Source organism: Salinibaculum salinum, from assembly GCF_037645885.1.
Taxonomy (GTDB): Archaea; Halobacteriota; Halobacteria; order Halobacteriales; family Haloarculaceae; genus Salinibaculum; species Salinibaculum salinum.
In genome coordinates this window covers 147,135-159,658 of record NZ_JBBENW010000005.1, presented here as the reverse complement: position 1 = coordinate 159,658, position 12,524 = coordinate 147,135, and the positions used below count along the sequence as shown (strand labels likewise).

General features: G+C 51.1%; 11 protein-coding genes. 7 read left to right on the top strand and 4 right to left on the bottom strand.

Annotated elements, in window-relative coordinates; genetic code table 11:
* The first annotated feature begins 59 nt into the window (after positions 1-59).
* Together WDJ60_RS06805 and WDJ60_RS06800 are read left to right on the top strand one after the other, a co-directional pair.
* Complete coding sequence (locus WDJ60_RS06805) at positions 60-1,448, top strand: PD-(D/E)XK nuclease family protein (RefSeq protein WP_340099387.1); 1,389 nt, start codon at positions 60-62, stop codon at positions 1,446-1,448.
* A gap of 165 nt (positions 1,449-1,613) precedes the next feature.
* Positions 1,614-1,895 (top strand): hypothetical protein, encoded by a 282-nt coding sequence (locus WDJ60_RS06800; RefSeq protein WP_340099385.1) that lies wholly within the window; start codon positions 1,614-1,616, stop codon positions 1,893-1,895.
* 80 nt (positions 1,896-1,975) lie between these two features.
* Here the strand turns inward: WDJ60_RS06800 and WDJ60_RS06795 are convergent, their stop codons facing one another.
* On the bottom strand, positions 1,976-2,611 hold the full coding sequence (locus WDJ60_RS06795; protein ID WP_340099383.1) for a winged helix-turn-helix domain-containing protein: 636 nt from the start codon (positions 2,609-2,611) through the stop codon (positions 1,976-1,978).
* Positions 2,612-2,975: 364 nt separating this feature from the next.
* Between WDJ60_RS06795 and WDJ60_RS06790 the strand changes: the two genes are divergently transcribed.
* The 3 genes from WDJ60_RS06790 to WDJ60_RS06780 all read left to right on the top strand — a co-directional run bounded on the left by WDJ60_RS06790 (position 2,976) and on the right by WDJ60_RS06780 (position 7,066).
* The gene (locus WDJ60_RS06790) at positions 2,976-3,569 is read left to right on the top strand and encodes a hypothetical protein (RefSeq protein WP_340099381.1); all 594 of its coding nucleotides are present in this window, start codon (positions 2,976-2,978) and stop codon (positions 3,567-3,569) included.
* Positions 3,556-5,667 (top strand): minichromosome maintenance protein MCM, encoded by a 2,112-nt coding sequence (locus WDJ60_RS06785; protein ID WP_340099380.1) that lies wholly within the window; start codon positions 3,556-3,558, stop codon positions 5,665-5,667. Before WDJ60_RS06790 ends, WDJ60_RS06785 begins: the two co-directional genes overlap by 14 nt.
* A gap of 331 nt (positions 5,668-5,998) precedes the next feature.
* A complete protein-coding gene (locus tag WDJ60_RS06780) occupies positions 5,999-7,066 on the top strand; it encodes a hemolysin family protein (protein WP_340099378.1) in 1,068 nt (355 codons plus the stop codon).
* A gap of 729 nt (positions 7,067-7,795) precedes the next feature.
* On the opposite strand, the gene WDJ60_RS18890 is transcribed toward WDJ60_RS06780, so the two are convergent.
* Positions 7,796-8,065, bottom strand: coding sequence for a DUF7344 domain-containing protein (locus WDJ60_RS18890; protein ID WP_465269241.1), 270 nt, complete (start codon positions 8,063-8,065; stop codon positions 7,796-7,798).
* 59 nt (positions 8,066-8,124) lie between these two features.
* Positions 8,125-9,507, bottom strand: coding sequence for an IS66 family transposase (gene tnpC, locus WDJ60_RS06775; protein WP_340099485.1), 1,383 nt, complete (start codon positions 9,505-9,507; stop codon positions 8,125-8,127).
* Positions 9,508-9,842: 335 nt separating this feature from the next.
* On the opposite strand from tnpC, the gene WDJ60_RS06770 reads away from it, so the two are divergent.
* Both WDJ60_RS06770 and WDJ60_RS06760 read left to right on the top strand, forming a co-directional pair.
* A complete protein-coding gene (locus WDJ60_RS06770; RefSeq protein ID WP_340099376.1) occupies positions 9,843-10,511 on the top strand; it encodes a PAS domain-containing protein in 669 nt (222 codons plus the stop codon).
* 1,349 nt (positions 10,512-11,860) lie between these two features.
* Positions 11,861-12,124, top strand: a complete 264-nt coding sequence (locus WDJ60_RS06760) for a DUF7386 family protein (RefSeq protein WP_340099372.1) — start codon at positions 11,861-11,863, stop codon at positions 12,122-12,124.
* Here WDJ60_RS06760 and WDJ60_RS06755 read toward each other — a convergent pair whose 3' ends face one another.
* Positions 12,125-12,442, bottom strand: coding sequence for a hypothetical protein (locus tag WDJ60_RS06755; RefSeq protein ID WP_340099370.1), 318 nt, complete (start codon positions 12,440-12,442; stop codon positions 12,125-12,127).
* Between the last annotated feature and the right edge of the window lie 82 nt (positions 12,443-12,524).

Here is a 12,524-nt window from a genome sequence, read left to right as displayed (position 1 = left end):
CACAGATTTTATGAGTAGTGGCTCTTTCCTTTATTTGGAAACCGAGAGGAGTATGTTACGTGTCAGATAGTCTCAAACAGAGACTTGGCGAATTCAAAAACCGGCTGGATCTGCTGCCGGAGTCCACAGAGCCTCCGCCAACGACACTCCAAATCCTTGGTCGGAGCAACGCAGAACAGGACTGGCAACGGCTACTCTTTCATTTTCTGTCACCCGGTGGAGCTCACGGGCTTGATCACGCTTTGTTAGAACATTTCCTCTCTGCAGTATCCGAGCGTGATGATGTCGAATACTCATTTTCCCGCTTCGATCTCAACGATATACAGATCGAAACGGAGGTGATCACTTCCAACGGACGGCGTCCAGATGCTGTCATCTGGGCCGGCAAAGACTGGTTCATTTGCTGGGAGTTGAAGGTAGAGGCCTCCGAGGGCGACGATCAGACGTGTGACTATGTTGACACTGATTCGTTCAGTAGTATTGGGCTTGAGAAAGACGAGGTGCCGTCGAACAGTCATCATTACGTCTATCTTGCTCCTGGCGACGCTCCGCTTCCGAAGGCGAATGAGTTTGTCCCGGTCACGTGGGAATGGGTGGCCTCGAATCTCCAGTCGTTTCTTGCTACAAGTCACGGTGAATACCCAGCGCGGACAACAGCGCAACTCAACGATTTCATTGATAACATCCGGAGTGAACTCACGATGACCGAATACGAAGAAACCCAGCAGGATAAGGTCGAATTGTATCTTGAGTATCACGACGAAATTTCGGATGTGCAAGCTGCGTTCACAGACAAGTGGGACGACTTCATCGACACTTGGGGCGTTGAATTAGTGGAGGCTCTTGATGCGGTGACGATCGTCGAGAACGGAGAGGTTCCAGAGGAGTATGTGCTTGCTGAAATTCCAGTGAGTGCAGGTGAATCACGTCAGTGGGTCTTCCGGCAGGGGCATACAGATTGGAATATGGTATTCCCGCGAGAGTGGTGGACGAAACTGGATGAAGCCAGTCCGATAACTGATTCACCCAAGCCAAACGCTCGTGTCGGGTTTGTCCACCGGCTTGGGGATCAGTACCGTTCAGTTGCGATTGGCGATCAGCAATTGAAATTCTGGCTCCGAAATGCACGCGCTGGCCACGATGACTTTGTCAAAAACTTCGCTGAACGGTTCCACAGTGATGACGATATTACAGAGCTACTGCCAGCTCGAACGGCCAGAACCGGGAATCAGGCGAATGTGCTTGAGGCCACGTACGAAATTAATGTTGAGTCCCATGGCGACTTTTTCGAGGCGTACATCGCGGCATTAGCCAGAGCAATAGACGACCACGTCGTGTCGAATCCTGACCTAATTAAGAAAATCGACACGCTCTATCACGACACTATTGAGCAAGATCTTCCATTTACTGTTCCTGACTCGCTAACTGAAACTGTTTCCTCAAGTTAACCAGGCCGTTGCTTACCCCTGTTTTCAACGACCGCTGAGAAGGACGATAGAGATTCTTTCTCCGAATGATTGTGGCGATCGCACTGCAAGCAAGTTGGAGAACCCGCCAGAAGCCAGAGTATTAAAAAAAAGAGAGTAGCGGTTTCACCTGTTTGGGTCAGACCCATGACTAACGTAACCACCCGAAAGCGAGTACAGAAAATCGAGAAAGCGAAAGAAATCATAGCAGAGTTAGAGGCTCAGAAAGGCATGGATCTGTCCATGCCGCGGGCCTGCCTGTACGATGCGAGTAAGCATATCGGCAGTGATCGGACCTACTTCAAGCACATGGAAGATGCGATAGGTAGAACCGCTGGATTCGCCATCGAAGGAGGCTATGACGATATCGCATCCGATGCTTCGCAGCTCATCACAGACATCCAAGAGAACGTTCTGGACGACGAGTAGTCCTAAGCGTTCCTTCTTGTGGGACGCCAGCGCGCTGCTATTGCGGTTCTTAATGATATTGGGGGTAAAAGAGGAGTCAATTACTCGTCTGCATCCGTTTCTGTGCTTGCAGCATCTTCCCCGGCATTTTCATCGTTGTCCGTGTCGTGAGCAGCTCCCTGCATCTTCTCCTGAATATTGGCGTCAGAGAGGCGAGATTGTGATTTATCCTCAGGTTCCGAATCTTTCGAATCAGGGCTGTCCGTCGGTTCGTCGATCTGGTCGTCCGGGCGGGGCTTAACCACACGTTCCAAGGAATCGCTTGAGTTGTCGTTCCGGTCTGGTAGTGTCTCCTCGTGTGGTTCCATGTAGCTAACGTAGTGGCTCGGGTTTTCATTAGCCCACTCTAGGAAGTTTTCTGTCTTTTCGTCCAGTGCTCGCTGATTATCTCGCATTTCCTGGTAACTACTCAGAATACCTCGTTGTGAGAGGTCACGGACTACTGCTTCACCGTAATCCGTGAGTCGGTATTCTGTTACTGTCCGATCTTTTCGCTTGCTGGCTGCACGTTCAAGCAATCCGGCGTCGATTCCATCGTCAGTCCGTGTACTGATAGTAGAGGATGTGATCAGGACATCAGGTTCAATTTCAGAGTACGTTTTGCCGTGTTTTTGGAGAGCTGCGAGGATACCGATTCCCCCTTTTGAGTTGAGGTAGTCGGTAAGCGTGGTACCCATTGATGCATTCTACTCCATTTCCCAGCTATTTAGCAACCCAAGCCAACTCCAAATTCGAGTTGAATATTTTCTTAATCGACTCCAAATTCGAGCCGAGGTTCCAAAGTAACTCCAAATTCGAGTTGGCTATATTTCCTTCTTAGCTCCGATCAAGTAGTTACAGGCACTTAGCGAAGGGATTCCTAAGTGTATACTCCATCCCTTCGTGCATGATCGGACCCCATTTCCGAGTTACAAATGGCAGTCAGCCTGCCAATGCGCACGCACAGAATCACAATATCAGTCATTTCAGACAGGCTGTTCCGACAGTGGATGTTTCATCGGTAGTGTCGGTTACGCCCCACGGGCACGCGGAGGTACTTGTATGACATCACGGGAGCACCGAGAAGGAACGCATCTTGAGCTGCCCGTTGAAGTTCTCGAACCACTGCGAGAGGCGGATGACAACAATTGGGAGATCGTCACAGAGGCTCTCAAAGTTCACCTTGCCGTTGAAAATGATAGCTTGGCCGCGCTGTATCGGCAGGTCGAGGAGCTTGAGCAAAGCATTGCTGAATATGATGACGAGATCCAGTCATTGGCAGAAACGAAAAATGAGCTTGTTGACCGGCGTAAACGTCTCAAAGAGAAGATAGAACTACAACAAGAGGAACGCCGAGAATACGGTAGCATAATTGACGACATCATTGACCGGTTAGTGGATAACCCTACACTTGGGATCGCTTCACAACGGAGTGAGCTGCGGGCAGCTGCGGAGATCAAAAATCAGGGCGTGGCGAGTGAAGATGCTATCAAGAAAGTTCGTAGTGACGTACGTGCACGCGTCACCGAACGTAACGTGGACATTCAACAGCGGCGTCTGCACTTGGATATGAGTGCCGCAGAGACAGAAGATGAAGAGGCGACGGCCCATCAGGAATTCGCACTGCTTCAGGAGGATAACGATGGCTCCGAGTGAGCAGTTGGATGCTGATACGAACGGGCACAAGCCTGATGATGAGAATCAGAAAGATGGCGACCATTACACCGAGCAAAGGCAAGAGCTAGAAGAGTGGTTAAAGACTCACCACGAGCAAGAGATAGAGGCATTTGTTGACCGAGTGCCTGATGAGTGTTGGATTCAATTATCGGCTGCGACGTTAGCAGAAGCGTGTGGGCCCGAGTTGGTTCAGGACTTGCTCGAACACGTGGAAACAATTGAAGAAGGAAGTACCCACTACCCGGAAGGATTAGCGATTAAAACTGTCATAGTCGAATTAGTTGAGGCAGATATCGATCCGGAGGATTTCACGATTCGATGGACAGACCTGCCAGACAAGCGGCTTGTCGGTGATTACCGGTCACAAGAGCTGGAACGGCTCTTCGCAATAGAGGGTCAGATCGACACGGTAACTGAAGTCGATCCTGTTCTCTCAGAAGCCGTATTCAAGTGCTTGCGGTGCGGTACAAATTCGTCGATACCGCAGCGAATGACCGATGATGACCTACTGGAGCCACACGAATGTGTGGGATGTGAGCGACAGGGCCCGTTTGATTTAGATAAAACAAAGTCCGAGTTCGTGGACTATCAGCAGTTACGGCTCCAGACCCCTCCAGAACACGCACAAGATGGGGTTGAAACCCTCACTGTCTCTCTGAAGGCATCGCTTGCAGGTGCGTATACTGGCGAATTAGGTCGAAACGTTGTGGTCAATGGGTACTTGACAACGGAAGATACGAACAGTTGGAATCGGCCGTACCGATTGCAAGCCCGTGAAATTGAAGCCGTTGATGAAGTTGACGTGAATGTCGAGACATATCAAGATGATATTGACGCCTTCGAGGAGGTACATGACCCGATAAGTGAGATTGTGGATTCGAAGATGGCTCCAGAAATGTACGCTCCAGGCGGTTCCAAGCTCCGTATGTTGAAATTCGCTGTGCTGTTACAAGCCTGTAGTTCTCCGCGCCTGAACAACTCGCAACGCGGTGACATCCACGTGTTGGCTTGCGGTGATCCAAGTACGGGGAAGACTGCCATAGCTGAATTAGCAGCAGATATCGTGCCCCGGTCGGAGTTCGTCTCAACACGAACATCGGGGGTAGGGCTTACTGCTGCAGCTGTACACGATGAAATGTCTGGCTGGACGATCAAGTCCGGCGCGATTGTCAGAGCTAACAACGGGATGCTCGTCATTGATGAGTTGGATAAGATCGGTGAGAGTACTATTGAGGATCTTCATAATCCTATGGAGTCACAAATAGTCTCAGCAACGGTTGCAGATCAGCACGTCACGATGCCTGCAGAAGCAAGTGTGATGGCAACAGCCAACCCGAGATACGGACGGTTCGATCAGTACGAACCAATTGCAGAGCAGTTCGATATGCCGGGATCGTTACTCTCCCGGTTTGATCTCATCGTGACGATGACCGACGAGGTAGATGCTGAGCGTGATGACAAGTTAGCATCAGCCGTGTTAGATGGGTTCCAGAGTGACATGGAAGCTGAGCGGAACGAAGACCATCAGGCGTCAGTTGACGACAATATCGGTTTTCTGCGAGCGTGGATCGCAGAAGCACAATCGTATCTGCCTGAATTACCAGATGAATCGAAAACACGATTAAAGGAATTCTTCCAGACCATTCGGAAAGAAGGAGATGACGAGGATTCGGCAGTACCGGTTACTGTCCGGAAATTAGAAGGCTTGACTCGGCTCGCAACTGCAAGTGCGCGTGCACGACATTCAGATGTCGTCGAAGATGTCGATGTTAGTCGAGCGATATGGTTAGTCAAGCAATCGCTTCAAGATGTCGGGATCGATCCCGAGACAGGTGAGTTCGATGCAGATCTAATTGAAGTCGGGAACTCAAAGTCCCAACGTGATCGGATTAAATCCCTCGAACGAACCGTACGTGATCTGTCCAGCGAGTATGAGAGCGGAGCCCCACACGCCGAAGTGATTGAAGAGATGGTTGCTAATGGAATCTCAGAAGAGAAGGCGGAGAAAGCGATTGCCAAGGGACTGAAACAGGGCAATCTGTACGAACCGGAGTCCGACAAGCTTCGACTGACCTAACTGAAGCGGAATTCGGAGGCGATACCTCATGCCTGTACACAACCACTTCACTGGAGACAACCTCATCGCTCTGCTAAGTCACCTTGATCTGAAAGCCGTGTACGGTCTGTACGCAGATAAGAGGTCTTAGGAGATAGATTTCATCGCTATCTGATTTGAAACACCCACTTAGTAGACCTGTTACTGATCTCCGAAAGTTATGAGAGTTCAACGAGATATATTGAAGACTATAAAAGATACAGGGCGCTTATTTTGCAGTCTGGTCAGGTCAAATTGTCGTATTTCTTCCCATTCATACACTGTTTTGTGTCTGGGATGAATGTAGCCAGTAATGGAACCGCTTGAGATCGGGTTGCGGATACTCGGTGGCCTTATCCTCATCGGGGTAAACGCGTATTTCGTCGCAATCGAATTCGCGCTAACCCGAGTCAGACAGTATCCCGAATCGGAGTTCGATACCCCTGGGCTCGAACTCGCTTGGGAAATGACTAACGACCTGGAATTTTATTTGACGACGTGTCAGGTCTGGATCTCTGGGACCAGTATCGCACTGGGAATCATCGCTGAACCCGGACTAGCAGCCCTGTTCGAACCATTATTCGAGAACACCACCCTCGCATCGATCGGGGCCGGTTCACTCCTCGGGTTTCTCCTCATCAATCTGATCCATCTCACCCACGGCGAACAGACTCCGACGTATCTTGGTGTCGAACGTTCCAAACAGGTAGCCCAGTACGGCGCACGGCCACTGTACTGGTTCTCCAAGATACTCGCTCCGGCCATCTGGGTCGGTGACTCGGTTGCAAAGGGAACGCTCGGTCTATTCGGTATCGAGATGACCCAGGCATGGACAGAGACCGAAAAGGAGGTCATCGAAACCCGCGCTGACCTTCGAAACAAGCTTGGGTCGGTGCTCAATGAGGGTGAGTTGGCCGAGGAACGCAGTGAGGAGGTTATGAACGCCTTTGCCATCGGCGAGCAGTCGGTGGGAGAAATCATGATTCCGCCGGAGGAGATTGTAGCGCTGTCTACTGAGGATGATCCTGAATCGAACTTTCGGAAACTCGAAGAGCACCCACACACGCGGTATCCACTGATCGGTGAGGACCTCACCGAGTTCCGTGGCATCGTTTACAGCCCGGCCCTGTTCAAGCGCCGTGAGGAACTGTCTGCTGGCAACGGTGCGTTTACTGAATTGGCAGCACCGACGATGACACTCTCACCTGATACCGACGTAAGTGATGCGATTGATCAGTTCCAGACAGAACGACAAGAGATGGCGCTCGTCATCGAAGACGGTGAGGTGGTTGGACTGATAACTGTCACCGACCTACTGGAAACAATTATCGGCGATATCGAGGACCCATTCGACCAGGACAATCCCGATATACTCGACTAAAAAAACATGCGCGGTCAGGTGGCAGGTTTCGTTGCAATATTGGACCGATAGCTTCGACTGACTTGCACGGGGTCTCTTGCTTCGATACCTCCCCCAAGTGGTGAACGGAACCTCTAAATTCAGCAGTTGTCGAGTTGACCTGTTCGAAGCCTAATATAATGCCGAGTGCTGAATAGACCGCGCGTATCGGTCACCGATTTCGAGGGAAAAACAGGGCTTTCAACCGAGGATAGAGGGTTGAGGGCCTCGGACAACGGGAAAGCGAAGTGGGAGGGGATTGGATGTCCACTAAGACCAAGTTTGAAAGCCCTATATTACTAAAGTGTTAATAAAATATCAATCTTGTCCATTATGAACCAAGGCGTTTAAGTGATAAAGTTGAAATTAGAAGATGAGAAGGTTGTGCTGTCTGGTTTTGTTCAATACGCAACCGACCATCTAACGGCCAATTCAAACGACGGATCGTGGATCAAGTCGGTTCTATTTGCTGCACTCACGCTCTGTCTCGGTCACTGTGCTACCTACCATCTGTTGGATAGATCGATTCAACGTGTGCAAGATAGATCGCGCGTATCTTGCACGGGACCACCACCAGTTTTCGAGTGAGCAGATTGATCAGTACAGGGAACTACGTACCGATCATCTTACTGAATATGGGCTGGCTCTCACAATATACAGACGAAGAGCAACCCGCGGATTTGGGACACTCAACGTGTTAGGACACGCTTTTTAGAACATATCCCGAACTTCGGTCAACAACTGCTTCGCGTCCTCACTTCCGTGATACGTGATTTCCCCGGTTTGTGTATCATAGCTCAACCATCCCCGTGATTGAAGCTTTGACAGGTGCGTTTGGGGAAGTGTCAACATAAGATGTTCTTGACTCTCGCCTGGCAGACGATCTGCAAGGTGCGTGGTCAATTCCTCAAGGGACGAACTCGTCCCCTCAATATGATTCTCGAAATAATGGACGATCTCCCGCCGAATCGGGTTAGCCAACGTTGTAAGTAGTTCATCAGCTCGTTCCCTTTTTTCGGGATAACAATTATCGTACGTGTTTACTCCGAGGACTCAACGGCCGGCACAGCCTGATCTCGTGAAAGCATCTCGTTGTTTCGGGCGACTCGCTTGAGTTCGTCGTAGGGATTGCGTCCCTGCTGGCGCCACGTCGCCAGCAGGGACAGCACCGTCTCATGAGCGAACATTCCACGGTCGTTGCGGAGTGTTCCGATAAGTTTCCGGAGAACCACCGGCTCACGGAGCGCGTTTTCCGCGGCATTGTTTGTTGGAGAGACCGCTGGCTCACCGACGAAGGTGAGCCAGTGGTCGAGGCCACCTTCGATCTTTTTGATGAGTGTTGCCACTGGTCCGTCGGGAACTGACCGCTCAATCAGCGATTCAAGCTCTCTTCGTGCAACACGCTGGAGTTCTGCTCGCTCACGAACAGTCAAGTCGCTCTCCAGCCGCGTCTGGAGAGCGACGTACAACTGCTTGAGAGAGTCGTAAATCGGTTTGCCTTCTGGCTGCTTCTCAGCGGCATCTTCAGCCTCTCGCAGAATATGTGCCCAACACCGTTGGAGATTGTCGCTGAAGGCTGGATAGGCCGTCCATCCATCACAGATGACCGTTCCCGCGAAGTCCTCGCCGAGGACTTCTGCGGGAACATCGCTTCCACGACTCTCTCTAACCGCGTAGAGTGTGTGGCTCTCGGTGGTGAACGTCCAGATCCATGCTTGCTCACCATCTCGCTTGATGCCTGTTTCATCGATGTGGACAACGTCAGCCTGCTGGATCTGGCGGCGGATCTGCTCATATTCACAGCGACCGGCGCGCGCAGCGCGCTCGGTCGCGTGCCACGCGGCCGCGCCTGACAACTCCAGTTCATGCAGCTGCTCGAAACGGTCAGCAATCTTCCGGTAGGGCAGGCGGTAATCGTATCTCGATAGTGCTGATTGAGCGATAACATTCACCCCGAACTGCCCCTCATCGGGGCAGTCAGGGTGTGTAGCGACTGTCTCAGTCCCACAGGAGTCGCACTGGTAGCAGTGGCGGTTGTACTGCGTGACTTCTGGTGGCTGTGGGTCCGGAATCTCCTCGACGAGTCGGGGGCTGACGCCCACCGACTCGTCGAAGTGCTGGCCACACTCTGGACAGCAGTCACAGGTGACCTCAACTTCTTCGTCCGGATCAGCCGTAGAACGCCACACAGGGTCGTGACCGTCCTTCCGTCCAGGAGTGCCGCCGTCAGATCTGACATCGTCGTCCTCGTCGTTTTGCGAGGTCGGGGACTCGGTCCCCGACCGTCGCTTACTAGGCGGTGTATGTGGATTCTCGTATTTGCGAAGGCGTTTTTCGAGTTCTTCGATCCGTTCTTGCTGCTCTTCGATTCGTTCGTCCTTCTGCGCCAGTTTCTCCTCCAGCTCGTCAATTCGATCTTCCATCTGGAGAAACCGCGAGAGAAGTTCGTCCTTGCTGAGGTCATCCCAATCCACTATGACCACCTCAGCGGTACCTCAGCAGAGCCATCGGGATGGTCTCCGAGCGGAGACCATCCCTGGAGAAGCTCAATTAGATCTTGCTGAGGGTACATATCCCCTTGATTGGTCGCCTACTACGAGACAGTGGCGAAATCCGTCGGGGCTAAACACGTACCAATTATCTATAGACATCGAGAACCCGTTGTAAAACCCATTATTAATTGGTGGATATTGGCCATACTCTCCAACAGGCAATAACGTGTACGGGATTTATACTTAATGAATCCTTATATCCAGTAATGGTGGGGCTAATGGATCCGAGCTATGAAGAGATCTTCAACAACAGCAATCAGTTTGTGGGGGTTCTCACACCAGATGGAACAGTTCGGGCGGCGAATGATACAATATTGAAATTCACTGAAAGTAACCGGAAAGAGATAATCGGAACGAAGTTGTGGAATGTTCCCGGAATCCGCTTCTCAGAAACCGTTCAGCGGCAGGTCCGTGCCGATATTCGCAAGGGCGTTAACGGCGAGTCTGTCAATCATGAGCTGACCATTCAGGGCGCAGACCGAAAAGCAGTCATCAACTTCTCACTTCAGCCACTCACCGACGAACACGGTGAGGTGACACATCTCCTCTCGGAAGGACACGATCTCACCGAGGGGCAACAGAAAAATACGGTCAGATCGGCGACGCACCATGAGCAGACATCCACCGATCTGCTGGTCGCGTACTCCCGTGATGCCGATGAGCCGATGAGTGAGTCGGTTCTACACGCTTTTCTCGCTCTCGACATGGACATCTTTGAAAGGGATAGCACCCTCCAAGATTGGATTGACGTTGACTTTCTCGATGAAGTGGACAATCTTTCAGGTCGTCCGATTACAATCACGACTCGTCTCTGGGGGTACACCGTGGAGCTGACAGCTGGCGAGGTTCGGATATATACAGACTCTCACCCGTAGATCTCTGTTGCCCTCTTTGAGTGAATTGCTAACACCTGATGTTATTTGACTGCTGTATACGCAGTCTTACCGAGGAGTTGATGCACGAATAATGGCGCGAAATCAATAGTGACCGAGTGCTGCATAGATCCTCTCTATTCAGCAGGCTAGTTCTGAAAGGTTTCAGAGAATTTCCATCTCGGCGAGATACAGCTTGCCTGCACTGAGCAAGAGTATGATTACTCTGACCCATCCCTGTCCGAGAACGTGCGTTCCTCGACAGACTGTCCGTAATAACTATTCTTTAAATAAGTAGGAACTCTGTCCGTAACCGTGCAAGTAGGCTGTACGTGCGGGTATCGACAAAGGACCAAGATCTTGACCACCAACTGTCTTCGACGAGTGAATACCCGCAGAACGAACTTGGATCGAATCTGCAGGACATCGATACCTATCGTGACAAGAGCACAGGCACGAACAAATGAATAGTAATGAATCTCGCTTCTAAATACGTTAAGACGTCACGGGAAAATTCCCCCACACATCGGTTCGTCGCAGACAATGGAAAGGGGGTAGCACGGGAAAATATTGAGCATACAACTATTGCTGGACGTCGAGTCTCAATTTCTGATCACATAACCAACGACGAATATACTCTGATCAAAGAGGCTATTGAGGCTACAAGACCCTCACAAAAATCCTGTTTTGTCAACTCGTTAAAAATGTGGGAGTACGATAACCGATTTGAATATAGCGAGGGATACGCGGTAATGTCTGATCTTAATGTTGGTGGAATTGAACATGCTTGGTCTATGTTACACGGAAAGAAACTCGTAGACGCCACTGAAGCATTTGACCATTACCACGGGGCGATAATTTCGGATCCCGATACCTTGGACCGATACACAGGATCGAATCTCACTGGCAACGGCATTATCGGGAATCATAAAAACCGATACGAGTTCCTGCGTGAGCGAGGCTATTTTCGCTGAATAGTTCTGTAACACTTGGGAGTTCTCTTTCTTGTACGCGATCACTTGTTCGTGCACACCCTGTGAGCAACTTTCCAACTTTATACGATGATCCAAAAGAAACAGCCTGTATGCGAAACAAAAAGCTGTTGAGACATCTGGAACCGGATCTTCGAAGCCAACCCCACGGGGTTGCGACTCAATGTATACGAGGTCCGCGATGTATGCACCCTGACCGGGCCGAGCGACCGAACAGGTGCATACAATTGGGGTTTGTGTCGGGGGGAGATTGCCCGGCACTCTTGCTGGACTCACTGACCTATATAAAGAAGCACCGTTCGCCGACTCCAGAACGACGCAATCACACCCCCGGTGCATACGCATCTACTTATACCACCCATGGCAACTGACCGAACCAGTCTGAAGTTGACCGACGAGAGGAAGCGGTTGTTCGATCAGGCAGAGGAGATTGTCGCTGCGAATCCGAGCGATGACCCTCCGCGTAGCGACGTGATCGACGCGGCGCTGACTCACCTCATTGAATCCCACGAGAACTTAGAACAGGTTCGAGACGAGTACTCGCCACAGACGGTGAAAGATTGCCTGAACACGAGTGTCATCGGTTTACGCTACCGCACGTCCATCGAGTCACGGTGGCGGTGACTACATCCACTCGTGGTTGTCCCAACCCTCATAGTGTTTGAGCCGACTCCTGATCTCGTAAGGTTCCCACTCACACTCGTAGTAGAGTACGTCAGCGAGCGCTCCAAAGTGGCTGTTGCTCAGTTCAATGCCTCGCTTGCCCTTTGACGTGATGTAGTCCTCGCTGCGAAGTTCGTCAAATACATCGCTTGCAGTGGGGTAGTCGTCCGTCTCGATAGCAGATATAGAGAGTAGGTTCTCCTCAACGATCGGCGATCCCCATCGGTGCTCAGCTACCATCGCCGCGAGGAGGGCACATTTCACTGACGGCTTGCGCATATTCTCCGTCTTCTCTCGTCCGTTATAAATTCACGTTATCTCGCGTTTACGCCTATGCAAACAGTTATGTGTGTCACTCGGC